The 24,305-nt window shown below is 66.7% G+C and carries 24 protein-coding genes; 14 read left to right on the forward strand and 10 right to left on the reverse strand.

What is annotated here, in order from left to right; all coding sequences use genetic code 11:
• The first annotated feature begins 9 nt into the window (after nucleotides 1–9).
• The 4 genes from ACSS7Z_RS06815 to ACSS7Z_RS06830 are packed head-to-tail and all read left to right on the forward strand — an operon-like array spanning nucleotide 10 to nucleotide 3,570.
• On the forward strand, nucleotides 10–951 hold the full coding sequence (locus tag ACSS7Z_RS06815) for a dihydrodipicolinate synthase family protein (protein WP_438253750.1): 942 nt from the start codon (nucleotides 10–12) through the stop codon (nucleotides 949–951).
• Nucleotides 951–1,892, forward strand: a complete 942-nt coding sequence (locus ACSS7Z_RS06820) for an ROK family protein (protein ID WP_438253751.1) — start codon at nucleotides 951–953, stop codon at nucleotides 1,890–1,892. Before ACSS7Z_RS06815 ends, ACSS7Z_RS06820 begins: the two co-directional genes overlap by 1 nt.
• The gene (locus ACSS7Z_RS06825) at nucleotides 1,889–2,632 is read left to right on the forward strand and encodes an N-acetylmannosamine-6-phosphate 2-epimerase (protein ID WP_438253752.1); all 744 of its coding nucleotides are present in this window, start codon (nucleotides 1,889–1,891) and stop codon (nucleotides 2,630–2,632) included. The genes ACSS7Z_RS06820 and ACSS7Z_RS06825 overlap by 4 nt, the downstream gene beginning before the upstream one ends.
• Nucleotides 2,629–3,570 (forward strand): DUF4862 family protein, encoded by a 942-nt coding sequence (locus tag ACSS7Z_RS06830; RefSeq protein WP_438253753.1) that lies wholly within the window; start codon nucleotides 2,629–2,631, stop codon nucleotides 3,568–3,570. The genes ACSS7Z_RS06825 and ACSS7Z_RS06830 overlap by 4 nt, the downstream gene beginning before the upstream one ends.
• On the opposite strand, the gene ACSS7Z_RS06835 is transcribed toward ACSS7Z_RS06830, so the two are convergent.
• Nucleotides 3,554–3,910, reverse strand: coding sequence for a cupin domain-containing protein (locus ACSS7Z_RS06835; protein WP_438253754.1), 357 nt, complete (start codon nucleotides 3,908–3,910; stop codon nucleotides 3,554–3,556). The two genes, ACSS7Z_RS06830 and ACSS7Z_RS06835, sit on opposite strands and share 17 nt — an antisense overlap.
• Before the next feature lie 110 nt (nucleotides 3,911–4,020).
• On the opposite strand from ACSS7Z_RS06835, the gene ACSS7Z_RS06840 reads away from it, so the two are divergent.
• The 4 genes from ACSS7Z_RS06840 to ACSS7Z_RS06855 all read left to right on the forward strand — a co-directional run bounded on the left by ACSS7Z_RS06840 (nucleotide 4,021) and on the right by ACSS7Z_RS06855 (nucleotide 8,921).
• Nucleotides 4,021–6,669: a sialidase family protein gene (locus ACSS7Z_RS06840; RefSeq protein WP_438253755.1), complete on the forward strand. Its 2,649-nt coding sequence runs from the start codon at nucleotides 4,021–4,023 to the stop codon at nucleotides 6,667–6,669.
• Nucleotides 6,670–6,777: 108 nt separating this feature from the next.
• Complete coding sequence (gene msrA / locus ACSS7Z_RS06845; RefSeq protein ID WP_438253756.1) at nucleotides 6,778–7,332, forward strand: peptide-methionine (S)-S-oxide reductase MsrA; 555 nt, start codon at nucleotides 6,778–6,780, stop codon at nucleotides 7,330–7,332.
• A 150-nt stretch (nucleotides 7,333–7,482) separates the two neighbouring features.
• The gene (locus tag ACSS7Z_RS06850; RefSeq protein WP_438253757.1) at nucleotides 7,483–8,133 is read left to right on the forward strand and encodes a DUF4956 domain-containing protein; all 651 of its coding nucleotides are present in this window, start codon (nucleotides 7,483–7,485) and stop codon (nucleotides 8,131–8,133) included.
• Nucleotides 8,130–8,921 carry a VTC domain-containing protein gene (locus ACSS7Z_RS06855; RefSeq protein WP_438253758.1) on the forward strand — a complete coding sequence of 264 codons (792 nt, stop codon included), beginning with the start codon at nucleotides 8,130–8,132 and terminating at the stop codon, nucleotides 8,919–8,921. Before ACSS7Z_RS06850 ends, ACSS7Z_RS06855 begins: the two co-directional genes overlap by 4 nt.
• Here the strand turns inward: ACSS7Z_RS06855 and ACSS7Z_RS06860 are convergent.
• Nucleotides 8,914–9,960: an NAD(P)-dependent alcohol dehydrogenase gene (locus ACSS7Z_RS06860; RefSeq protein ID WP_438253759.1), complete on the reverse strand. Its 1,047-nt coding sequence runs from the start codon at nucleotides 9,958–9,960 to the stop codon at nucleotides 8,914–8,916. The genes ACSS7Z_RS06855 and ACSS7Z_RS06860 overlap by 8 nt on opposite strands.
• A gap of 41 nt (nucleotides 9,961–10,001) precedes the next feature.
• The gene (locus ACSS7Z_RS06865; RefSeq protein ID WP_438253760.1) at nucleotides 10,002–10,802 is read right to left on the reverse strand and encodes an alpha/beta fold hydrolase; all 801 of its coding nucleotides are present in this window, start codon (nucleotides 10,800–10,802) and stop codon (nucleotides 10,002–10,004) included.
• Between the two features lie 147 nt (nucleotides 10,803–10,949).
• Here ACSS7Z_RS06865 and ACSS7Z_RS06870 point away from each other — a divergent pair, with 147 nt between their 5' ends.
• Nucleotides 10,950–11,414 (forward strand): hypothetical protein, encoded by a 465-nt coding sequence (locus ACSS7Z_RS06870; protein ID WP_438253761.1) that lies wholly within the window; start codon nucleotides 10,950–10,952, stop codon nucleotides 11,412–11,414.
• 122 nt (nucleotides 11,415–11,536) lie between these two features.
• Nucleotides 11,537–13,009: an MATE family efflux transporter gene (locus ACSS7Z_RS06875; protein ID WP_438253762.1), complete on the forward strand. Its 1,473-nt coding sequence runs from the start codon at nucleotides 11,537–11,539 to the stop codon at nucleotides 13,007–13,009.
• A gap of 86 nt (nucleotides 13,010–13,095) precedes the next feature.
• On the opposite strand, the gene ACSS7Z_RS06880 is transcribed toward ACSS7Z_RS06875, so the two are convergent.
• On the reverse strand, nucleotides 13,096–13,581 hold the full coding sequence (locus ACSS7Z_RS06880; protein WP_438253763.1) for an Lrp/AsnC family transcriptional regulator: 486 nt from the start codon (nucleotides 13,579–13,581) through the stop codon (nucleotides 13,096–13,098).
• 113 nt (nucleotides 13,582–13,694) lie between these two features.
• On the opposite strand from ACSS7Z_RS06880, the gene ACSS7Z_RS06885 reads away from it, so the two are divergent.
• Nucleotides 13,695–14,948, forward strand: a complete 1,254-nt coding sequence (locus ACSS7Z_RS06885) for a trans-sulfuration enzyme family protein (protein WP_438253764.1) — start codon at nucleotides 13,695–13,697, stop codon at nucleotides 14,946–14,948.
• An 81-nt stretch (nucleotides 14,949–15,029) separates the two neighbouring features.
• On the opposite strand, the gene ACSS7Z_RS06890 is transcribed toward ACSS7Z_RS06885, so the two are convergent.
• From ACSS7Z_RS06890 to ACSS7Z_RS06905, 4 genes are read right to left on the reverse strand one after another with little or no spacing between them, the layout of a single operon-like run.
• Nucleotides 15,030–16,943, reverse strand: a complete 1,914-nt coding sequence (locus ACSS7Z_RS06890; RefSeq protein ID WP_438253765.1) for a M3 family metallopeptidase — start codon at nucleotides 16,941–16,943, stop codon at nucleotides 15,030–15,032.
• Between the two features lie 22 nt (nucleotides 16,944–16,965).
• Nucleotides 16,966–17,781 carry a metal ABC transporter permease gene (locus tag ACSS7Z_RS06895; protein WP_438254271.1) on the reverse strand — a complete coding sequence of 272 codons (816 nt, stop codon included), beginning with the start codon at nucleotides 17,779–17,781 and terminating at the stop codon, nucleotides 16,966–16,968.
• A 38-nt stretch (nucleotides 17,782–17,819) separates the two neighbouring features.
• Nucleotides 17,820–18,539, reverse strand: a complete 720-nt coding sequence (locus tag ACSS7Z_RS06900; protein WP_438253766.1) for a metal ABC transporter ATP-binding protein — start codon at nucleotides 18,537–18,539, stop codon at nucleotides 17,820–17,822.
• Nucleotides 18,536–19,474 carry a metal ABC transporter substrate-binding protein gene (locus ACSS7Z_RS06905; RefSeq protein ID WP_438253767.1) on the reverse strand — a complete coding sequence of 313 codons (939 nt, stop codon included), beginning with the start codon at nucleotides 19,472–19,474 and terminating at the stop codon, nucleotides 18,536–18,538. Before ACSS7Z_RS06905 ends, ACSS7Z_RS06900 begins: the two co-directional genes overlap by 4 nt.
• A gap of 277 nt (nucleotides 19,475–19,751) precedes the next feature.
• Between ACSS7Z_RS06905 and ACSS7Z_RS06910 the strand changes: the two genes are divergently transcribed.
• On the forward strand, nucleotides 19,752–20,396 hold the full coding sequence (locus tag ACSS7Z_RS06910) for a ClpP family protease (RefSeq protein ID WP_438253768.1): 645 nt from the start codon (nucleotides 19,752–19,754) through the stop codon (nucleotides 20,394–20,396).
• Entirely contained in the window at nucleotides 20,393–20,989 is a 597-nt protein-coding gene (locus ACSS7Z_RS06915; protein ID WP_438253769.1) for a ClpP family protease, read from the forward strand. Before ACSS7Z_RS06910 ends, ACSS7Z_RS06915 begins: the two co-directional genes overlap by 4 nt.
• 184 nt (nucleotides 20,990–21,173) lie before the next feature.
• On the opposite strand, the gene ACSS7Z_RS06920 is transcribed toward ACSS7Z_RS06915, so the two are convergent.
• Together ACSS7Z_RS06920 and ACSS7Z_RS06925 are read right to left on the reverse strand one after the other, a co-directional pair.
• Nucleotides 21,174–21,518 carry a helix-turn-helix domain-containing protein gene (locus ACSS7Z_RS06920; protein WP_438253770.1) on the reverse strand — a complete coding sequence of 115 codons (345 nt, stop codon included), beginning with the start codon at nucleotides 21,516–21,518 and terminating at the stop codon, nucleotides 21,174–21,176.
• Between the two features lie 149 nt (nucleotides 21,519–21,667).
• Entirely contained in the window at nucleotides 21,668–22,639 is a 972-nt protein-coding gene (locus tag ACSS7Z_RS06925; RefSeq protein ID WP_438253771.1) for an acetylxylan esterase, read from the reverse strand.
• A 238-nt stretch (nucleotides 22,640–22,877) separates the two neighbouring features.
• On the opposite strand from ACSS7Z_RS06925, the gene ACSS7Z_RS06930 reads away from it, so the two are divergent.
• Nucleotides 22,878–24,236, forward strand: a complete 1,359-nt coding sequence (locus ACSS7Z_RS06930; protein ID WP_438253772.1) for a coiled-coil domain-containing protein — start codon at nucleotides 22,878–22,880, stop codon at nucleotides 24,234–24,236.
• Nucleotides 24,237–24,305: the final 69 nt, after the last annotated feature.

A 24,305-nucleotide genomic window follows, 5' to 3' on the forward strand; every position in this document is an offset into this window, starting at 1 on the left:
CGGAACCACATGTCTGCTTCAACGCCCACCTTCACCGGCGTCATCCCACCCGTCGCCACCCCGATGCTGCCCGATCACACTGTTGATCACGCCTCGCTCGAGCGGCTGGTCGATCACCTGATCAGCGCGGGCGTCTCCGGGCTGTTCGCGCTCGGCTCGACCGGCGAGACCGCCTACCTCACCGATGACCAGCGCGTCGCCGTGCTGCGCACGATCGTCGCCACCTCAGAGGGCCGCGTGCCGGTGATCGCCGGGGCGATCGAGCTCACCGCCGCCCGCACAGCCGAACTCGCCCAGAAGCTCGTCGCAGCCGGCGCCGACGCGATCGTCACGACGGCGCCCCTATACACGCTGAATTCGCAGGCTGAGATCGCCGAACACTTCCGCACGGTCGCCGCGGCGATCGGCGTGCCGCTGTGGGCCTACGACGTGCCGGTGCGGGTGCATTCGAAGCTCAGCCTCGAACTGCTGCTCCAGCTCGGCAGCGAGGGCGTCATCCACGGGGTGAAGGACTCGTCCGGAGACGATGTCGGCTTCCGTCGTCTACTCGCAGCGAACGAGGCCGCCGGCCGTCCACTCACTCTGCTCACCGGCCACGAGATGGTCGTCGACGCGATGCTGCTCGCCGGCGCCGACGGCGTCGTTCCCGGACTCGCAAACGTCGAGGCTGAAGGATACGTGCGGCTTTTTGCCGCCGCCGGTCGTGGTGATTGGGTTGCTGCGCGCACCGAGCAGGAGCGCATCAACCGCATCTTCGACATCGTGTTCCAGCCCACCGGGCTTTCCGGCGATGCCACGGGGGTCGGTGCCTTCAAGGCCGCCATGCACGCCCGCGGCCTGATCGATCACGCCACCATAGCGAACACCGTCGAATCGTTGGATGATGCAGCGGTGCAGAGGGTGCGCGGCATCCTCGCCAAGCTGGAACTGCTGCCCGCCGCAGTCGTGTGATGACCGAGGTCGTGCTCGCCGTCGACATCGGCGGAACGAAGACCGCGGCTGCCCTCGCTGGCCGTGACGACGAGCCCCTGACCACGCGGGTGGCACCGACGCCCGCAGCTCACGGACCCGCGGCCGTCATCGCGACGGTCCTCGAGCTCGCGCAGCTCTTGCTGGCGGATGCCGCGCCGGGCACCCGACTGGTCGGGGTCGGTATCGGCACCGCGGGCGTCGTCGATACGACGACGGGTACGATCGTCTCGGCCACCGACACCTTCGCCGACTGGCCGGGCACCCGCGTCGCCGACCTCGTGCGCCATGGCCTCGGCGAGCTGCTGAATGCCGAGGCCCCCGTCGCCGTCCAGAATGACGTCGACGCACACGCACTCGGCGAATTCCGGCACGGCGCCGCAGCCGGAGCATCCAGTGCACTGATCGTCGCCGTCGGCACCGGCGTGGGTGCAGGCATCATCACCGATGACCGGCCGCTGCGCGGCGCGCACCACGTCGGTGGTGAGATCGCGCACATGCCCGTTCCCGGTGCCGAACATCTGCGATGCCCCTGCGGGCGGCTCGGACACCTTGAAGCGCTGGGATCGGGCATCGGCATGCATCGCCACTTCCTGTCCCTCGGCGGAGACCCAGAGACCCCGGATGCTCGGGGCGTGGCGGCGGCCGCGGCATCCGGTGATCCGATCGCGACCCGCGCGCTCGCTGAGTCGGCGGCCTCCGTCGGCCGTGCCCTCGCAGGCGCCGCAACGCTGCTCGACCCGGAGCGGATCGTCGTCACCGGCGGTGTGCCGAGCATCGGTGCGGCCTGGTGGCAGCCCATGCTCGCCGCATTTCGGGCCGACGCGATCGACGCCCTGCAGAACACCCCGATCCTGCCGGGTACGCTCGGCGACGATGCTCCGCTGCGCGGAGCCGCAGCATCCGCCTGGAGGAACCGATGAGATTCGACGACACCCTCGCCCTCCTGCACGGCGGCCTGATCGTTTCGTGCCAGGCGTACCCCGGCGAGGCCATGCGCGATCCGAACACGATGGCGCAGATCGCCGCCGCGGCGATCGTCGGTGGAGCATCCGCGATCCGCGTGCAGGGCATCGCCGACATCCGTGCGGTCGCAGGCCTCCCCGTGCCGATCATCGGGCTGTGGAAGGACGGCGAGTCGGACGTGTTCATCACTCCGACCCTCGGCCACGCGATCGCAGTGGCGGATGCCGGTGCTGACATCGTCGCGATCGACGGCACCCGGCGCCCGCGGCCCGACGCTCTGACACTGGCGGAGACGATCGCCGGCCTGCGCGCGCACTTCGCCGAGACCGGGCGTGACGCGCTCATCATGGCCGACTGCGGATCGCTCGACGACGCGATCGCCGCAGAAGAAGCCGGCGCCGACATCCTCGGTACGACCCTGTCGGGCTATTCGGGGGAGCGGCCGAAGACGGAGGGCCCGGACCTTGAGCTGATCCGCCTCATCGCCTCGCGGTGCTCCCTGCCCATCTGTGCCGAGGGGCGCATTCACACCCCGGCGCACGCCGCCGCCGCCGTTGCCGCCGGAGCATTCACGGTGTGCGTCGGCACGGCCATCACCCATCCGTCGACGATCACTTCCTGGTTCGTCGGTGCCGTTCGCGGTGCTGCCGATGGTGCTGCTGCTGATGGTTCTGTTCGCGGAGCGGATGCCGAGTGACCGCCCCGATCCTCGTCAGCGCCTATCCGGTCTCGCCGGCGTTCGTGGAGTGGGACCCGGAGCTGGAGGGTGAGCTCCTGCCCGCCATCTGCGCCCTCGACGGCGTCGCGGGGCTGGAGATCCCCTGGATCGGCGGCATCCACAAGTTCGACAACGACTGGTTCCTCGCGAATGTGCCTGCCGTTGCACTAGCCGTGACGCCCATCCCGTTCGTGATGGGGCAGCTGGCCGCAGACCGGGGGTACGGCATCGCATCGGCGTCTGTGGGTGGGCGGGCTGCCGCGCTTGCCGACCTCAGGCGTGTGGCTGCTGATGTCGCCCGGATCGTCGATGAGAGCGCGGCATCCGTCGCCGTCGTGACACTGCACTCGGCACCCCGCGCTGACTCCGGATCGGTCGATGCCCTCGCCCGGTCACTGGGGGAGATCGCATCGTGGGACTGGCGCGGCGCGCAGCTCGTGATCGAGCACTGCGACGCGCTCGTCGCCGGGCAGACGCCCGAGAAGGGATTCCTGACGGCCGAGCAGGAGATCGCCGCGATCACGCAGGCGAGCGTCGACATGGGCCTGTGGATCAACTGGGGCCGCTCGGCCATCGAACTGCGCGATGCGGATGCCGTCACCGCGCAGATCGCGCAGGTCGCCGCATCCGGCCACCTGGCGGGCCTGGCCCTGTCGGGTGCCGCGGCTGGGGAGAGCCCCTACGGGTACCCGTGGATCGATGCGCATCTGCCGATCCGGTCGACGTATCCAGCGTCGGAATCGCTGTTGGATGACGCACAGGTGGCCGCGGCGCTCGCCGCCGCTGGCGACGTGCCCTGGTTGGGCCTGAAGATCGCCCGACGCGCGTCGGATGCCACCGCAGCGGATGCCCTCCGGACGGTGCAACGCAATCTCGACGTGCTGCGGGCGCCGGTTCCCCTCAGCGTCCGATGCTGAGGCCGGGCTTGCGCTGGTGCACGGAGAAGTAGCGCAAGCCGTCCGGCCCGGCGATGAAACGGCGCTCGGAGCGGGGCGGCAGCCACACCATCGCGCCGGGCTGCAGCTCGATCGCGTCGCCTGCGGTCTCAAGCATCCCTGATCCATCGAGCACCACGATGAGCACGTCCAGCGCGGGTCCGACGTGCCGCTGGATCTCATCTCCTGCGGGCAGAACGATGACGTTCGAGTCGAGGCCGCGCGCGGCGGGCTCCAGTTTCCAGACTGCTCCGGCGGCCACGGCATCCGCTGCGGCGAACGCGTCGCCGACGATGCGGGGAAGGTGCGGCTCGACATCCATGGCTCCAGCATCCCACTGAAAATCGACCCTTGTCGGGCCGGACCGTTCTCGCTACAGTATGAGCATCTGACATCAGATGTCTTACCTCGCACGTACAGAAAGGTCTGTCCATGCACTATCGCCCCCGCTCCTCCCGCAGGCGTTCGCTTGCCCGAGTCTGCACAGCAGGTGCTGTCGCTCTCGCGCTCGTGTTCCCCGTATCCGCGGCCCACGCCGCAGCCGCCCCCGGCTACCTCACCGATCCGACCTCTGCCCCGGGCAGCTACTCCGAGCAGAACATCGGCTCGGACCGCACTGCGGACAACTTCTTCTACCGAATCCCCGCGCTCGCCCACCTGGGCGACGGAGTGATCCTGGCATCCTGGGACGCGCGACCCGGCAGTGCTGCCGACTCGCCGAATCCGAACTCGATCATCCAGCGCCGCTCCACCGACAACGGCCAGACCTGGAGCGATCTGCAGATCATCGCGGCCGGGCAGACGGCCGCACCCCGGCACGGCTACTCCGATCCGAGCTACGTCGTCGATCACGAGACGGGCCGCGTCTTCGCGTTCTTCGTCTACTCGAAGGATCAGGGCTTCTGGGGGAGCGTCTACGGCAACGACGACGCGAACCGCCAGGTCATGAGCGCCGCTGTGATCCAATCCGATGACCAGGGGCTCACCTGGAGTGAACCGCGACTGATCTCCGACGTCGTCAAGACCTCGAACGGCACGACCAGCAACGGCGTGTACAGCCCGGTCGCCGGCGACGTCCGTGGCGCCTTCGCCAGCTCCGGTGAGGGCATCCAACTGAAATACGGCGAGCACGCGGGCCGCCTCATTCAGCAGTACGCCGGCGAGATCCGCCAGGCGAACGGTTCCACCCTCATCCAGGCGTATTCGGTCTACTCCGATGACCACGGCGCGACCTGGCAGCGTGGCGAGTACACCGGCAGCGCAATGGACGAGAACAAGGTCGTCGAACTCTCCGACGGCAGTGTCATGCTCAACTCGCGCGACAATGCCCGCGGCACGCAGCGCAAGGTCGCGATCTCCACGGACGGCGGTGTGACCTACGGTGCAGTCGCCCGTGATGCCGAGCTGCCCGATCCCACGAACAACGCCTCGATCACGCGTCTGCACCCGGACGCCGCCCAGGGGAGCGCCGACGCGAAGAAGCTGCTCTTCACGAACTCGAACAGCACGACCGCTCGGGCCAACGGCGGTGTGCGCCTCTCCTGCGACGACGGTGAGACCTGGCCGGGGCTTCGGACGATCGAGACCGGCACCTTCGGATACTCCACCGCCACCGCGATCGGCGACGGCCGCATCGGCGTGCTGTGGGAGGCCGGGTACACCAACACCATGCAGTTCTCGTCATTCGACGAGGCCTGGCTGAACGCGGTGTGCGCACCCCTGTCTGTGCCGCAGGCGACGCTCGAACCCGGTGTCGCTACCGCCGTGCCCGTCACCGTGACCAACCAGGAGGCCGAGCCTCTCAGCGGTACGGCCTCGTTCTTCGTCGGAACCGGATGGACGGCATCCGACGCGCTGATCGACAACCTCGCGCCCGGCGCCAGCGTCACCGTCGATGTCGAGCTCACCGCGCCCGCCGGGGCATCCAACATGCAGAAGCTGCAGGCGGCCTTCACCGCATCCGATGGCCGGGTCAGCCAGACCACGGCGACGATGGTGCTGCCGCGCGAATCGATACTCGGCGCGACGCTGAGCCTGACGAATACGTCGGCGGCTCGCGACATCATCGCCGACCCCTACCGTGCGGGCGACGTGCTGTCGTTCCGCACGCGCGTGGTGAGCACTTCGAACGAGGCGACGATCGTGACGCCGGCGGAGAGCGCGTTCACCAGCGGTTTCGCACCGACGGCGTGCCGCTGGAAGAATCTGCCGGCCTACGACGCGTACAACTGCAACACACCCACGCGCACGTTGACGCAGGAAGACATCGACCGCGGCTGGTACACGCCGTCGTTCTCGTTCACGGTCGCTCCGGTGGACGGATCCGTCGCGGCTGTGACCGTGTCGCACGAGGGTGCTCCTGTGCTGTTGCGCGACGGTGTTCTGGATGCCACGATCACCGGCGAGCGCACAGACACCGACCGCGACCTCGCCGCCGATCCCTACGCGGTCGGCGAGCAGGTGCCGTACTCGTTCCGGGTCGACAGCACGTCGCCGGTGACCGCGGCGGTCGTGCCGACAGCCGGTGCCTTCTCGCCGTTCCTGCCGGCCGGTGCGGGCAACTGCCGGTACCGCGCTCTGCCGGCCGGGGACGGATGCACCTGCTCGACTCCGCGCCACACCGTCACCCAGCAGGACATCGATCGCGGCTACTTCGTCGGCGACACGACCTGGAGTGTGCAGGCGGCCGGGCAGTCGAACCAGGAGATCACCGTCGCCGCCGGCGAAGTCGATGTGATCGCGCGCAATCCGCATCTCACGGTCACGGTGAAAGGCGTGTGGGATGACGCGGACGGCAACGGGTTCGCTGCAGAGGGCGACACCGTCACCTGGACTCGCACCCTCACCAACGACGGCAACGTCGCGTTGGATGCCGTGACCGCAGACGGTGTCGCCCTCGGCGCCATCGCCGTAGGTGCGAGTATCGCGCTCGACCCGGTGACGGTCACGCTCACCGCTGCGGACGTGCAGGCGCAAACCGCTGCTCCTGCTGTGCTCGAGGTGGCTGCCGCCAACGGCGCCAAGGCCGCGGTGATCGACACGAAGGCGGCACCGGTGGCACTGCCGACCGCGTCGGCATGAGCCCGTGGAATCTGCTGAGCTGAGCGGTATCTGATCATTCGGGAGGGGCAGACGCGTCTGCCCCTCCCGAATTGCGTCAGACTGGTTAAACGACAAGGAGCGTTCACCATGACTGACACTGACACTGACACTGGCACCATCACCCGCACCCCCGGCGCTGAAACAGCGGTTCTCGCTGGAGGCTGCTTCTGGGGCATGGAAGACCTCGTCCGTCGCCAGCCGGGTGTGCTCTCCACCCGCGTCGGCTACACCGGCGGCGACAACGACCACGCGACCTACCGCAATCACCCCGGTCACGCCGAGGCGCTCGAGGTCGTCTTCGATCCGGCGGCGACGACGTTCCGTGACATCCTGGCGTTCTTCTTCCAGATCCACGACCCGTCCACCCTTGACCGTCAGGGCAACGACATCGGTTCGAGCTACCGCTCGGCGATCTTCCCACTCAGCCCTGAGCAGGAGCAGATCGCGCGCGAGACCATCGCCGACGTCGATGCATCCGGTCTCTGGCCAGGCAAAGCCGTCACCACGATCGAGCCCGAAGGCCCCTTCTGGGAGGCGGAGCCGGAGCACCAGGACTACCTGATCACCTACCCGAACGGTTACACCTGCCACTTCCCGCGCGCCGGATGGGTGCTTCCGCGCCGGGTTGAAGAGAGCGCCTAAGGAGCCTCTCCCCGCAGCTTCACAGCGATCTGACGGGGCTGATTCGGGATGATGAGAGAGTTCTCATCCCGTTCTCCTGTGCGACTTACGCCGTTTCCCTAACGTTCATATAAGAACGAAGCGCCCTCGCGCTTCAGGGAAGGGAAACTCATGTTGTCACTCTGGTTGGGGCTGGCCTCAAACATCGTCGGAATGACGGTCCTCGTCTATGTCGTCTACTTCCGCCGACACTTCCGCCGCGATCTTGTGCTGGCCTACATCGCCCTCAGCATGGGAATCTTCGCCGTCACCCTGCTCCTGTCCGGCAGCGGGGCCGGGATGGGACTCGGGCTGGGACTCTTCGGCATTCTGTCGATCATCCGGCTGCGCTCTGACACCCTCACCCAGGAAGAGGTCGCCTACTACTTCATCTCGCTGGCCATCGGACTGGTGAACGGATTGCATCCCGATCCCGCGTGGCTCGCGCCGACCGCGACCGCTGCGCTCGTGCTGGTGATGTTCCTCGCAGACCACCCGCGCTTCGCCATCCGCACCGAGCGGCAGACGGTGACCCTGGAGCGCGCGTACCCCCTGAAGAAAGACCTGATCCAGGCGCTGGAGACTCTCCTGGACGCGCAGGTGCTGCGCACCATCGTGATGGAGCTCGACATGGTGCGTGACCTCACCGTCGTGGATGTGCGCTTCCGCTCCCATGTCGCCTGCCGGCACGAGGAAGAGAAGGGTTTCGTCGATGCCGCTGAGCTGACCGGACCGGAACTCACTGTGCGCAGCCACGCGGAACAGGCAGTGCTGTCCCGATGAAAGCTCTCCTATCGCGTTCCCGCGCCGTGCTGGAGGACGCCGTGAAGGCTCGAGAGCCCATCGGACTGGGTGAGGTCGTCTCAGAGGCCGCCCTGCAGACGCGCGTCGACCGGAAGTTCCTGCTGAGGCCCGAGGAGTTCACGGCATTCGCGGCGCGGTTGGGCGATGCGTTCCGGATCATGGAGATCGATGGGCTGCGCACCTTCCGCTACGAATCGGTGTACTTCGACACGCGCGACCTGGCGCAGTATCGCGCGCATCGGCAGGGGCGCAGGCGCCGTTACAAGGTGCGCTCGCGCACGTACGCCGATACCGGACTGACGATGTTCGAGATCAAGACGAAAGGGGCGCGTGGTGCGACGGTGAAGCATCGTCGAGAACAGGACATGCAGGATGCGGGTCGGCTGACCCCGGCGAACACCGAGTTTTTGGGAAATGTGCTGGCCGAAGAATATGGCGAGCGGATGCCGGAACTCGGACCGGTGCTGGAGAGCACCTACACACGCGGCACGTTCGTCAGTCCGATCGACGGCGAGCGCGTCACGTGCGATGTGGAGCTCAGCTACGCGGACACGGATCAACGCATCGATGGACCCGATCTCATCGTCGTCGAAACGAAGTCAGCCGACGGTCGCGGCGTATCCGATCGTGCGCTCGCCGAATTGGGCATCCGTGAGGTGAGCATGTCGAAGTACTGCATCGGCATCGCGCTGCTGCACCCGGCACTGCCCGCGAACCGGTGGAGTCGCCTGCTTGCGCAGCGGTTCGATGCCGTGGGTGTCAGCTGATCGTTGAGACGTCGATGACGAAGCGGTATCGAACGTCAGCGGCGAGCACGCGCGCCCAGGCCTCGTTGACCTGATCGGCCGAGGTGATCTCTACCTCAGGGGCGATGCCGTGCTCAGCGCAGAAGTCGAGCATCTCCTGCGTCTGGGCGATGCCGCCGATGTTGGAGCCGGCGAACGAGCGGCGTCCGCCGATCAGCGTCCCCGCGCGCACCGACATCGGCTCGGCGGGGGCGCCGACGTTCACGAGCGTGCCGTTCAGCGCCAGCAGTTTCAGGTACGCATCAATGTCGATTGAAGCGGAAACAGAGTTGACGATGAGGTCGAACGAGTTCCGCAGCGTGCGGAAAGTCTCGCGATCCTCGGTCGCGAAGTAGTGGTCGGCGCCGAGCTTCAGCGCGTCATCCTTCTTGGCTTCCGAGCGTGAGAGCACCGTGACCTCGGCGCCCATCGCATGTGCGATCTTGACGGCCATATGGCCGAGCCCGCCGAGTCCGATCACGGCGACCTTCTTGCCCGGGCCTGCGTTCCAGTGCCGCAGCGGCGAGTACGTGGTGATGCCGGCGCACAGCAGCGGAGCAGCCTTCTCGTACGGGATCGACTCCGGCACCCGCAGCACGAAGTCTTCGGTGACCACGACCGACGTGGCGTAGCCACCCTGGGTGATCGTGCCATCGACGTCGGTGGCGCCGTAGGTGCCGATCGCACCCTTCAGACAGTGCTGCTCTTCGCCCGCCGCGCAGTTCGCGCATTCGCCGCAGGAGCCCACCAGACAGCCGACTCCGACGCGGTCGCCGATGGCGAACTTCGTCACCTCGGATCCGATCTCAGCGACGGTGCCGACGATCTCGTGACCGACGGTCAGCGGGTACTGCTGGGGCCCCCAGTCGCCCTGCACGGTGTGGATGTCGGAGTGGCAGATACCGGCCCAGCGGATGTCGATGCGCACATCATCCGGGCCCACGTCGCGGCGTTCGATCGTGCCGGGAACGAGCGGATCAGTGGCGGAGGTGGCGATGATGGCGGGGATGACAGTGGACATGTCTTGAGCGTAGACCCGGACGCTGCGTCCGGTGGGCATCGTCAACCCGCTGCGAGGAACTCCAGTGCGGCGTTGCGGAAATCACGCGACCCTGGCGCGTTGAAGTGGTGACGCCCGGGGATCTCGAAGAATCGGGCATCCGGTGCCTGGGCGGCGATCTGCCGGGAGCCTTCGAGTACAGCATCCTGCGATCCGGTGGCGAACAGCAGGGGCTGAGTGGGGGCCGTCGTGGGGTCCGGGTCGACGGTGCTGGATCGGCGCATGCCCTCAGCCAGCGCCAGGAGTGAATGCAGATCGTTGGATGCCACCCGCTCGGTCAGCTTGACGTAGTTACGGGTGGCGATGTCTTGAACAGGTTCGCCGTGGTCGAGGTATGCGCGCACCTGGGGGATGTCGAGCCGTTCGAGCGGGATGCCGTCCGGCACTCCGCCGAGGACTGCCCGGCTGATGCGCTGCGGCAGATCGCGCACGACTTCCCAGCCCACCCGTGCGCCGAGCGAGTATCCGACGTAGCGCGCATCCTCCACGAGGTAGGTGTCCATCACCGTTTCGATGTCGGTGGCGAGGGTGCGAACCGCGAAGGCATCAGGATCGTGCGGTTTGTCGCTGTTGCCGTGACCGCGCTGATCGATGCCGATGACGCGGTAGCCCGCAGTGCTGAGGTCGCGGATCCACCCGGTCAGCACCCAGTTGTCGCGGGTGTTTGATGCGAAACCATGCACGATCACGACCGTGGGGGCGTCGAAGTCTCCCCAGGAATAGGTGGCGAGGCGGGTGCCGTCTGCGGCATAGACGAGTTGGGCATCCGGCATGCTGGTCAGTTCAGAAAGAGGTGCGGCCACCTCTCCATCATGCTCCTTCTCACACGCGTTCGGCGGGCGTGCACCGTTTGAATAACATCATCCTTGCGGTGGATGCCGTTGTCTGCGGCCCTGCGTAGTGTTGAGTTCACGGAGGATGACCGGGGGGTCAAAATGTCGTCTATAGGTGTGTTTCGTGATTTGGCAGAGTTCTTCCTGCCGATCGGTTACGTCGGTGTCGCCATCGCGGTGCTGTGTGCGATCGTCGCGGCGATCGCATTGGCGCGCGGCGCGGCCGGTGCCAGTGGTGGGGCCGTCGCGGTCTGGCTGGTCGGGGCCATGCTGAGTCTCGCCTCCGGCTTTGCCGGGATGTGGATTCCTGCGTTGATCTCGGTCGCGGCGCTCATCGTGGCGCTTGTGGCCGGAGGGCTGCTGCGGGGAGTTGTGAATGCGTTCGCTGCGCGTCCGGAGCCGGTGCGGCAGGCGCGACCTGCCCCCGTCCCGACGGCGGCACCATCTGCGACGACGCCAGTGGTTGCGAGTGCTTTAACGGCTGCGACAACGGTTACGGAAACGAGTATTCCAACGGCAACGACTGCGACAGTTGCTGCCTCGAACGCAGCCCCCGGAGCACAGCCGGCTCTCGCCGCATAGCCCCAGCGGGAACGGATTTCGGGAACCGGCTTCCGGAACCGAATCGATTCGATAAGCTGATGCTCCGCCGGTTTTCGGCGCTCTGACCTGTCCTCTCGCGTTCCGGAAGTCCTCTACTCCGCATGGCCACCACTCTCACCACGGGCCGCCCGTGGCGCGTCATCCTCGCCTTCTCCGTACCGTTGCTCATCGGCAACGTCGTCCAGCAGCTCTATCAGGTGGTCGACACGATCGTCGTCGGCCGCGAGCTCGGTGTGAACTCGCTTGCGGCAGTCGGGGCGACCGGGTCGCTGCTGTTTCTACTGCTCGGATTCGCCTGGGGTATGACGAGTGGTTTCGCGATCCCAACCGCCCAGGCCTTCGGCGCGAAAGACCACGACGCTGTCCGCCGTTCGGTGGCCACCGGCACCGTGCTCGCCGCGATCGCCAGTGTGATCATCACCGTTGCGGGGCCCCTCCTGGCGGAGCCGGTACTGGTGCTCATGCAGACCCCGCCGGAACTTCTGGCGGAGGCTGCGCTGTTCACGCAGATCAGCTTCCTCGGCGGTGGCGCGACGATGTTCTTCAACTACCTGTCCGCCATCATCCGAGCGATCGGCGACTCGCGCACGCCGTTGATCTTCTTGACCATCGCCTGCGTGGTCAACGTTGCGCTCGTGATCATCCTGGTCGGGCCGGTGGGCTGGGGCGTCGCCGGTGCGGCACTGGCGACTGTCGTCTCGCAGGCGATCTCGGTCGTGTTGTGCCTCGAGTTCGTGAGGCGCCGGATGCCGGCGCTGCACGTGCGCCGTGCCGACTGGAGGATCACCAAGGCCGATCTGATCGAGCACCTGCGTCTGGGGCTGCCGATGGGATTCCAGGCCTCGATCATCGCCATCGGTACCCTCGTCGTCCAGGTCGCCCTGAACATGCTCGGCGCTGAGGCTGTCGCCGCCTACACAACGGCATCCCGTGTCGACAGTCTCGCAACTGCGCTGCTGGCGTCCCTCGGTCTCGCCGTGTCGATGTATGTGGCGCAGAACTTCGGCGGACGCCGTCCCGACCGTATCCGAGCCGGCGTCGTGCAGGCGACGTGGATGGCGATTGGTGCGTCAGTGATCTTGGGGGCCGTGCTGATCGCGTTCGGCACCCACCTGGTGCGCCTGTTCGTCGGCGAGGGATCGGACGAGGTCGTCGAACTCGCACACCTCATGCTCGTGATCAACGGCGCGACCTATTCACTGCTGGGTGTGCTCTTCGTGATCCGCGGTGCGCTGCAGGGGCTCGGGCAGGCGCTGATCCCGACCATCACCGGTATCGTCGAGCTCTTCGCCCGCGTCGGAGCGGCAGTTCTGCTCGGCGCCATGCTGGGATTCGGCGGCGTGGCGATGAGCAACCCTCTGGCCTGGATCGGTGCTGTGGTGATCCTGATCCCCGCCTATGTGCGCGCACATCGCGCGCTGGCAAAGATGCCGGTCGACCCGGACGAGCTCACCCTCACCACCCCGATCGCCATCCTCGGCCCCGACAACAGCTCGCTGAACGTGGACGCCCTCGTCACGCAGGCGGTCCCCGTCGTCGTGCAGCGTCGCTGGCGGAAGCTGCTGCGCCGCTAGCGGAAGCTACGCCGCTAGCGGAAGCTACGCCGCTAGCGGAAGCTACGCCGCTAGCGGAAGCTACGCCGCTAGCGGAGGCTGCGCCGCTAGCGGTTCGGCAGCACGCCGCGGCCGTCACGCAGCTCGAACACCAGCTGCGTCTCGGTGCCGCGGACGACGGAGTGCACGGTGATGTGCTCCAGCACGATGTCGCGGAGCGCGGCTGCATCGCTCACCGCGACATGCACGAGGAAGTCATCGACGCCGGCGACATGGAACACCTGAAGCACGCGCGGAATCTCAACGAGCGCGTCGAACAGAGCGTTCACCTTCGCGCCGGTGTGATTGGCGAGTCGCACTTTGATGATCGCCTGCAGACCGAATCCGAGAGCGGCCTCATCCACCCGGATGCGCACATCGCGGATCACGCCGCGATCGCGCAGAGCCCGCACGCGGTGGGCACAGGTTGATTCGGCCAGGCCCAACTGCTTCGCCAGCGCCTTGTTCGTGGTGTCGGCGCGGGCGCTGAGAACTGTGAGGATCTCGAGATCGATCTCATCGAGGGATGCCGCCGACTGTTGTGTTTTCGACAATGGGTGTCTCCATCTCCCGCCGTATTTCGTTCAGAATTCTGGAATGTACGCGAAACTCGGCGAATACTGTCAAAGTCTCGCACTCTCATTGGGTTTCCGGCAATGATGGAGGGATGACTGCACCCCTGCATCCCGACACCGTCGCCGTGCACAGTGGCCGCGCCGATCTCACCGAACTCGGCGTACACGCCCTGCCCATCGACCTCTCCACGACGAATCCGCTGCCCGACATCGAGCGCGGCGGCGACTCCTACGAGGCGATGGCGACCGGAGGGCGTCCGCCTGCTGACGGCAGCATGGTCTACGCGCGTCTGTGGAACCCGACCGTCGCACGTTTCGAAGAGGCCCTTGCCGAGATGGAGCACGCCGAGGCTGCGGTTGCATTCTCCTCGGGGATGGCGGCGATGACTGCGGCGATCCTCGCGATGACCTCGGCGACCGGAAAGCGTCATGTCGTGGCCGTCCGCCCGCTGTACGGCGGCACCGACCATCTGCTCGGCAGCGGACTGCTCGGAACCGAGACGACATACTGTCATCCCTCTGAGGTCGGTGTCAGCATCCGCCCCGACACCGGGCTGGTGGTCATGGAGACGCCGGCGAACCCGACCCTCGAACTCGTCGACATCGCCGCGGTGGTTGCCGCGGCCGCAGGCGTGCCTGTCGTCGTCGACAACACGTTCGCGACGCCGATTCTGCAGAACCCCCTCGATCACGGGGCCGCTATGTCGCTGCACAGCGCGACGAAGTACCTCGGTGGCCACGGCGATGTGATCGCCGGTGTCATCGCCTGCAGTGAGGAGCACGCTGAGGCGCTGCGCCGCGTTCGTGCGGTGACCGGTGGCCTGCTGCATCCGCTCGGCGCCTACCTGCTGCACCGCGGTCTCACCACCCTGCCGGTGCGGATGCGCCAGCAGCAAGCGAATGCGCAGCAGATCGTGCAGTGGCTGATCGATCAACCGCAGGTGGACGAAGTGTTCTTCCCCGGCCTCAATGGGGATGAGGAGGGGATTCTCGATCGGCAGATGCGCGGCACAGGTGCGATGATCGCGATCCGTCTGAGCGGAGGTTACGCGGCGGCGAGTGCCGTTGCGGCCGCCACGCAGCTGTTCACCCATGCGGTGTCGCTGGGCGGGGTGGATTCGCTCATCCAGCATCCGGCTGCTCTCACGCATCGACCGGTCCCGGAGGATGCCCGCCCCGACGCCGACGTGCTGCGCCTGTCGATCGGACTCGAGAACGCTGGCGACCTCATCGCCGACCTTGCGCAGGCGTTCGCGGCGATTGCTGCTGCGCCCGCCGCGTCCGCTGGGCCCGCTGCGCCCGCTGCCGCCGCCAACTCTGCGCCCGGCGCCGCGCACAACTCCTGAGAACTGGTCGCGATCGGGCCGGAATCGGCACTTGGCCCGCCGAAACCGCGAGTTTTTCAGGAGTTATGAACGGGTCGGCGCTCAGGCCTCGCCGGCGAGCCACTTCCCGAACGCGTCGAAGGAGTACGGGCGTCCGAGCAATGACGCAACGAGGTCGGCGGCGTCGGCCGCACCACCGCGGGCGAGAATCTCGTCTCGGTAGCGGCCGGCGATACCGGGCTCGAACAGATCGTCGCGGTCGAACGCACTGAACATGTCCTTCGCGATCACCAGGCTCCACATGTACGTGTAATACGCGGAGCTGTAGCCGGTGAGATGCCCGAATCCTGACTGCATGTGGGTGTCGGGGAGGCGCGCGATCACCGAGTAGCGGTCCGACAGCTCTGCGACAGCGGCGTCATGATCTGCCGGACGATCCTGGTGCAGTCGGTACGAGACGGCGGCGTAGAACATCTGCGTGCGCACCCAGCGACCGCGGTCGGAGTCGGCAGCTTCGCGCATGCGGGAGACGAGATCAGCCGGGATCGCCTCGTCCGCGGGGTTCACAGCGAAGCTGCGGAGGATCGAAGCATCCCACGCCCATTCCTCGAGCATCTGCGACGGCGCTTCGACGAAGTCCCACTCGGTCGCAACGCCGGAGAACCGTGCCCACGTCTGGTCACCGCCGAGCACGTGGTGAAGCAGGTGGCCGAACTCGTGGAACAGCGTCTTGACCTGCTCATGCTCCATGAGCCCGCGCGGGAAGTTGCACACCAGAACGCCCTCGGGCAGCTGCACACCCCGGACACCGCTGACGAGGTCGAACTGAGCAGCGTGCTTGTACTTGCCCTCGCGCGGGTGCAGGTCCAGGTGAATACGACCGATGCGTTCGCCGCGCTGCAGCACGTCGTAGCTCGTGACGTCCGATGCCCAGGCCGGAGCATCCACCGCCCGGTATTCCAGACCGAACAGCCGGCCGGTGACAGAGAGCAGACCCGCCCGCACCCGGGCGAAGTCGAAGTACTGGCGCACATCCTGCGCGTCGACGTCGTACTGCTCGCGGCGCACGAGCTCGCCGTAATACTCGGAATCTGCGCTGGTGATGGTGGTCGCTTCAGGGTCATCTTGCCGGGCTCGAGCCAGGAGCGCTTCGGCATCCGCGTTCGCCCGATCGGCCGATAGGTCGCTGATGTGGTCGATGAACTCGGCGATCGCGTCGCCGGTGCCGATCATCTTCGTCTCGGCATCGAAATCCGGCCAGGACGGATAACCGAGCATCGTGGCCTGCTCATGACGCAGATCCAGCAACTCGTGCAGCAGCGCATCGTTGGCCGGCCAGCCGCGAGCGGCGTAAGCGCGGGAGAGCTCCTCGCGCGCGGCGCGATCGTGCGCGTAGGTGCGAAACGGTCGGAAGTCCGGATAGTCGGTCGTGATCTCGACGAGCCCATCGTCGCCGGCCGGATGCGCGACACGGAAGTCCTCGGGGAGACCATCGAGACGCTCGGGCGAGATCCGGATGCTGCGCACATCGTCGCGGACGTTCCGGGAGAACTCCTGCTCGATCACGGTGATGCGCGCCGCGATCTCAGATAGGCGGGCGCGGGTGGCATCGTCACGGTCCACGCCGCCGCGGCGGAAGTCCCGCAGGGTGAGTACGAGCAACCGCGCCGCTTCGGCATCGAGTCCTGAGGGGTCCAGGGTCGCGAACACCTCATACAGCGCGCGATCCTGATCGCGTGCGGTGACGAGGGCGGCGGCGTCCTGCATCCGATCCTCGGCGAGGGCGCGCACGCTGGAATCCGGGTGAACCTCCGAGAGCAGCTCGGTCACGCTCGCCGCATTCCTGATCGCCGTCTCGCCGACGTTCCACAGCTCGAGCGTCTCCAGCGGCGTGCGATCGGCACCGTCTTTGAGTCGGTCGACGACCTCACACGCTTGGGCGAGGGAGGAATCGGCGCGCTCGGCGACGAAGGTCGCCCAGTCGTCAGCGGGCAGGGCGAGAGGTTCCACAGGCATTGCTCCAGCCTATGATGGGCGGCTACCGCCCCGCCCGCACCCGCCGCCGCAGTCGCTTACCGATCACGCCCTGGTGCGGAGCGAAGAGGTACGCCAGCGCGAACGCGCAGCCCTGCACGACGACGACGAGCCCACCGGATGCCGCATCGATCCAGTAGCTCAGGTAGATGCCGATGACGCTGCACAGTGCCGACATGACGGGGGCGATCACCAGCATCCGTCCGAAGCGATCGGTGAGCAGATGCGCGGTGGCGCCGGGGATGATGAGCATCGCAACGACGAGCACCACGCCGACGACCTGCAGGGCGACGACGGCCGTCAGCGCGAGCACGCCGAGCAGCAATGTGCCCAGCATCCGCGGTGACAGCCCGATCGCGAAGGCGTGCGTGGGATCGAAGGCATACAGGGTCAGATCCCGGCGCTTGACGATCAGCACGACGAAGGCGATCGCGGCGAGCACGATGATCTGCAGCAGATCGACTTCGGAGACACCGAGGATGTTGCCGAAGATGATGTGGTTGAGATCGGTCTGGCTCGGGGTGACCGAGATCAGCACGAGCCCGAAGGCGAACAGTGTTGTGAAGACGATGCCGATCGCGGCATCCTCCTTCACCCGGCTCGTGCCACGGATGAGCCCGATGAGCGCCACAGCGAGAAAGCCGAACACCAGCGCGCCGAGCGCGAACGGCGCCCCGACCACGTAGGCGAGCACGACTCCGGGCAGCACCGCGTGCGAGACGGCATCGCCCATCAGCGACCAGCCCACCAGCACCAGCCAGCAGGAGAGCAGCGCGCACACGACGGCCGCGATCACGGTGGTCACGAGCGCACGCACCATGAAGTCGTACTGCAGGGGCTCGAGAATCCAGTCGAGGATCACGGCGCCTCCAACCCGAAGGCCCGCGACAGGTTGGCGGGCTCCAGTGCCTCGGTGACCGTGCCGTGGAACAGCACCCGCCGAAGCAGCAATACCGCTTCATCTGCCAGCGATGGCAGCGCGTGCAGGTCGTGGGTGGAGACCAGCACGGTGTCGCCGGCCGCCGCGAGCTCGCGCAGCAGCCGAACGATTGTCGCCTCGCTGCGCTTGTCGACACCGGCGAACGGCTCATCGAGCAACAGGATGTCGGCACCCTGGGCGATCCCGCGAGCGACGAACGCACGCTTGCGTTGGCCGCCGGAAAGCTGTCCGATCTGCCGGTCGGCGAGGTCGGTGAGCTCCACTCGTTCGAGGGCCTCGTCAACGGCCGTGCGGTCAGCCGCGCGCGCTCGCCGCAGCATCCCCTGCGCACCGTAGCGACCCATCATCACCACGTCACGCACCGAGACCGGAAACGACCAGTCGACGTCCTCGCTTTGCGGGACGTATCCGATGAGCCCGCGCCGGCGAGCGGATGCTGGATCAGCGCCGTGCAGGCGCACCTGCCCGGTGTCCGGACGCACGAGCGAGATGATCGTCTTGAACAGCGTCGACTTCCCGGAGCCGTTCATTCCGATGAGCCCGGTGACGCGGCCGGCCTCGACGCTCAGCGACACGTCATCCAGCGCCAGCAGGTCGCCGTAGCGGACCGTGACCCCGGTCACCTCGATCGCGCTCATGATCCGTCGCCGTTGCTTCCGCCGCCGGTGCGGCCGGTGAGTCCAGCAACGATCATGTCGGCGTCGTGGCGGATGAGTTCCAGATAGGTCGGGACCGGGCCGTCGGCGGTGGAGAGGGAGTCGACGTACAGGGTGCCGCCGAACGCGGCATCCGTCGCTTCGACGACCTGCCGCATGGCCCGGTCGGAGACGGTCGACTCGCAGAACACCGCCGGCACGTCATTGTCCTTCACGAACTCGATCACCGCGGCGATCTGCCGCGGCGTCGCCTGCTGCTCGGCGTTGACCGGCCAGATGTAGGCCTCGGTGAGTCCGGCATCCTGCGCGAGGTACGAGAACGCGCCCTCGCAGGTGACCAACGCCCGTTCATTCTGCGGAAGCTCGGCGAGCTCTGCAGCGAGATCGTCCTGCACCTGCTGCAGCTCGGACTTGTAGGTCTCGGCGTTCGCGGCGAAATCATCGGAGTGTGCGGGGGAGAGTTCACTGAACGCCTCGGCCATGTTGTCGACGTACAGCTGCACGTTTGACGGGCTCATCCAGGCGTGCGGGTTCGGGGCATCGGAAGAGTCGATCCCGATGACTTCCACCCCTTCGGAGACCACGATGTGGTCAACATCGACCGACTCGACGAACTGCTCGAACCATGCTTCGAGGTTGAGTCCGTTGTCGAGGATGAGGTCGGCCTCGGCTGCCTTGCGCACATCCCCGGGCGTGGGCTCATAGGCGTGGATTTCGGCGCCCGGTTTCGTGATCGATTCCACGCGCAGATGCTCGCCGGCGACATTCTGCGCGATATCTGCCAGGACGGTGAAGGTGGTCAGTACGACCGGACGGTCATCGTCATCGAGAGCGCCCGGCCCGGAGCATCCGACCAGTGCGGATCCGGCGGCGAACACCGCGAGAAAACTCGCCGCGATGCGTACATTTTTAGGCACACCGAAAACGTACCTTTTAGGCACACCGAAAACAAGCGGTGTCCGCCCCGCGGGGCGGACAGATGGATGCACGGATGCAGGGATGCACGGATGCAGGGATGCACGGATGCAGGGATGCACGGATGCAGGGCGATCGAACGGATGCAGGGCGAAACGCCGGTGAATGGCCCGGCATCCGTTCGATGGCCCTGCAAGTGTCCCGACATCTCTGCCCACAGCAGAGCCGCTCAGGGCGGATTCGGGCCCTGGCGATTGTCGCTCGTCGCACGCTGGAGGCATGAGCGAAGAAAACCCGACCCCACAGTTCAGCCCAGATGCCCGACGCGCGCTGTTTCATGAACGCATCCTGGTGCTCGACGGCGCCCTGGATGACGACAACGGCACGCTGCTGATGACGCAGTTGCTGAACCTGTCAGCGGAAGACCCCGTCGCCGACATCGCGCTGTGGATCCACTCACCCGGCGGCTCGGTGCCGTCGATGCTCGCGATCCGCGACATCATGAAGCTGATCCCCAACGACGTCGCGACGCTGGCGCTCGGCATGGCGGCCAGCGCGGGGCAGTTCCTGCTCTCCGGTGGCACCCAGGGCAAACGTCGCGCACTGCCGCACGCCAGGATCCTCATGCATCAGGGATCTGCCGGAATCGGTGGTTCCGCCGGGGAGCTCGAAACGCAGGCAGATGACCTCCGGCACATGCGTGACACCGTACTCGGGCTCATCTCCGACGACACCGGACAGCCACCCGAGCGCATCTTCGATGACTCGCTACATGACCGCTGGTACACCGCAGCACAGGCGCAGGAATACGGGTTCATCGATGAGATTGTCGACTCGATAGGACAGGTATTGCCCCGCCGCAGAGCGCGAGTCGGGTTGGGAACGGATGCCGCGGCATCCGCCCCGGAAGGAGTGAAGTCATGACCAGTTACACGATCCCGAACGTCATCGCGCAGCATCCGCGGGGTGAGCGCGTCATGGACGTCTACTCGCACCTGCTCGCCGAACGCGTCATCTACCTCGGCACGGGAATCGACGCGGGTGTCGCGAACGCACTGATCGCACAGTTCCTGCACCTCGACGCAGATAGTCCTGACGCCGGCGTCCAGCTCTACATCAACAGCGAGGGCGGCGACCCGGGAGCTGCCCTGGCGATCTACGACACGATGCAGCACATCCGTCCGGCTGTTGCGACGACGGTCGTCGGTCAGGCAATCGGTCCGGCCGCCCTCCTCGCCGCTGCCGGTGCGCCGGGCCAGCGTGCGGCGCTCGAGCATGCGCGGATCGTGCTGCATCAGCCGGCCGGGCAGTCCCGCGGGGCGATCCCCGACCTGATCCTCGCCGCCGACGAGGTGGTGCGGGTGCGCGCCGACATGGAAGCGGTGCTCGCCAAGCACACCGGGCGCACCGTCGAGACGCTGCGCGCCGATACCGACCGGGATCGGGTGTTTACGGCATCCGCTGCTCTGGAATATGGACTGATCGACACAGTGCTGGGGGAGCGCTCGGCGGGGTGACGGCGGTGTTACAGGTGGCGGCCGGTGATACGGATCGCGGATGCTGTCACGTCTGTCGGACGAATTCGCCGAATCCCTCCGACATCTGCAACATGGTCCGACATCCGTAACACGGCGGATGACAGGCGCCACAGGTGGATGCCGGGAGGTCAGACGGCCGCACCAGGCGGATGCCGGGAGCCGATCAGGCGGCGAGGCTGAATGCGCCGCGACCGGTCGACGCCAGAGCGGGTGCCGGAACCGCGGCCATGCGCAACTCATCGGCCACAGCGCTGGTCAAGTCGATGAGATTCGTCTCCAGCGCCCCGGAGATCGCGGCGATCATCTCGCTGGACGGCTCCTTCAGCCCGCGTTCGACCTCGGAGAGGTACTGCGGTGAGACCCCGGCCCGATCGGCAGTCTCGGTGAGCGTCTCTTCGCGCTCGTGTCGTCGGCGCCGCAGTTGGTCACCGAGCATCTGGCGCCAGAGCGGTTCCGGGTCGTTGTGATGACGACGCGGCGGGCGGGGAAAGGGGACGATCTCGGCCATGGTTCACGCTAACGCCGAAATCGGTCGCGGTGGCAGTTTTTCTGCTCAGGGCAGAACCCGCCCCCTCCGTTCGACAAGCGCAAATGGCTGCGTTCCGCCCCGGAGTACAGCCATTTGCGCTTGTTGAAACCCCGAACACGAACCAAACGTCACCCGGCGAGCTGCTCGGCGAGGAACGCGGCCTGTTTCTCCCAGTGCAGGCCCTGTCCGCCTTCGTGCTCGTTGAAGGGGTAGTCGACGATCTCGCGGGAGCCGCCCCAGTGGTTGTAGGCGGCGAAGACTGTCGACGGCGGGCAAATGGGATCCAGCAGCGCCACAGAGAACAGGGTCGGAGAAGTCGCGCGCTTGGCGAAATTGACGCCGTCGAAGTACGACAGCGTTTCGAAGGCCGTGGCGGATGCTTCGCGCTGCACAGCCAGGTAGCGGACGATCTCCTCGTAGGGATCGCGTCCGGTCATGCCGACGGCCCGTTCGAAGTGGCACAGGAACGGCACCTCGGGCATCGCAGCGACCAGCCCGGTGGAAAGACCAGCTGCGGCGATCGCGATGCCGCCGCCCTGGCTGATGCCGCTGATCGCGACGCGGGACGCGTCAACACGGTCGAGTGAGCGGATGGCGTCGATGGCGAGCACGGCATCGGTGAAGACGCGGCGGTAATAGTAGCTGTGCGGAGATTCGATTCCGCGCGTCAGATATCCGGGCACCGCGGGGCCCGAGCCGTGTGGATCTGCCGTGACGCCACCGGTTCCCCAGTTGCTGCCCTGGCCGCGGGTATCCATCAGGAAGTAGGCGTAACCGGATGCTGCCCACCCGAGCCGCTCGTGCGGCAGGCCCCGTCCACCGCCGTAGCCGACGTACTCGATCACGGCGGGGAGCGGTTCGTCACTGTCTGCTGGCAACAGCAACCAGCCGCCGATCGGGTCTCCGCCGAAGCCGCTGAATGTGACGTCATAAACTTCGACGGACTGCAGCGGAGAGTCGATTCGCCGGAGCTGAATCGGCTCAGCGAGGGCGCGGGACTCCGCAAGAGTCTGCTCCCAGAAGTCGTCGAAGTCAGCGGGCTCGGCGACGGCGGGGCGATAGGAGCGCAGCTCCTCGAGGGGCAGGTCAAAACGCGGCATTGCGGAATCCTTCAATCGGGGGTCGCACGGCAGTTTATCGGTGGGGTGCCCTGTGAGATGCCTCGCGCGATCGCCGGAGGACAGGGCTGGTCGCCGATCCCCGGGCAAGTTAGTCTTATAAATGGAGTCTTGTGCTCCACTCTTCCCCCCACGCAGCGACCGCTCGTGCTTGCTTCGACGCCTCGGTGTTCGGTGTTCGGTGCTTGAGCGGTGCGCCCCGCCAGAAAGGTGTTCCTTCGTGAACGACTCCGCCGACAACAGCAACGACGAGCAGGGAGCCGATTTCTTCGATCAGCTCACGCAGGGACAGGCGCGCGAGCAGGGCACCTTCACGATCGGATTCCGCGGATACGACCGCGGCGAGGTGGATGCTGCGATCGCCGGCCTGCGGATGCAGGTGCAGCGTGCGGATGCTGAACTGGCCCAGGCGCGTTCGGGTGTGAGCCGCGACGTTGCGTCGGTGCGCTCCGAGGTGGAGGCCGCACGGATCGAGAGCGAAACGCGCATCGCGGAGCTCGAGGCTCAAGCGGCAGAGCGCACCACGGCGCTTGAGGCCGAACTGGCCGCAGCTCGCGCCCAGGTGGATGACGCTGAGCAGCAGGTCGTGACGCTCACCAGCGAGCTCGTCGACGCCCCGAAGAGCGAAGCCGACGCCGAGGGATCGCGGTTGCAGTTCGAGGCAGTGCTGCGCGTCGCCGAGGAGCAGGCTTCGGTCCTGATTCAGAACGCTGCCGTGCAGGCCGAACGCCTGCTTGAGGCTACCCGCGCCGAAGCAGACACGCGCCGTGCCGAGCTCGACGTCGAGGTGCAGCGGGTCACCAAGCAGGCGCAGAACGACGCCGATCAGGTCCGGTTGCGTATCGACACGGAGTACACCGCCCATGAGGCACGCATTCAGCGCGAAGCATCCCATGCCGCTGAGAAGGTCGTCCAGGCCGAGCAGGAGGCGGCAACCGTTCGCACCGAGGCCGAGAAGGGCTCGGCGGCGCTGCGTTCGATGGTTGCCCGCGAGACCAGCCAGCAGCGTGCGGATGCTGAGCGCGAGGTGCGCGAGATGAACGCGCGCGTGCTGGAGTTCGAAGAGACCCTGACCCGCCGGCAGGACGAGGCGCAGCAGGAGTTCCTGCTCCTGCACAACCAGGCGGTCGCTCATGCCGAGCGCATCACCAACGACGCGAACGAGCAGGTGGAGTCGGCGCTGGAGCACTCCAAGCGCATTTCAGCGAAGGCCGACGACTATGAGCGTCTGATGCGTTCGCAGGCGGGCGCCATCGAGGCTGACGCCCAGATGCGTGCTCGCGAGACGCTCGATCGGGCACGAGTGAAGGCGCAGAAGATCGTCAGCACCGTCATCGGGCACACCACGGATGTGCTGCGTGACTCTGAAGATCGCACGCGCCAGCTGCGCTGGCAGCAGCAGCAGCTGAACAGCTTCATGGCTGAGGTTCGTGAACTCATCCGTCCGGATGGTGTCTTCAATTCGGATTCTTCGGCTGAGGATGAATCAGACGAGGACGAGATCGAGGATGCTGAGACCGAGCTCGACGAGACCGAGGATGCTGACCGGGTCGAGGAGAAGGACAACGCCAAGGCCTGAGTGAATTCGGATTCTTCGGAGGGCGCCGCAGCAGATCAGCTGCGGCGCCCTTTCGTGTTTCGTCCCTCC

Source organism: Microbacterium wangyouchuni (assembly GCF_051546305.1).
In the GTDB taxonomy this organism is placed as follows: domain Bacteria; phylum Actinomycetota; class Actinomycetes; order Actinomycetales; family Microbacteriaceae; genus Microbacterium.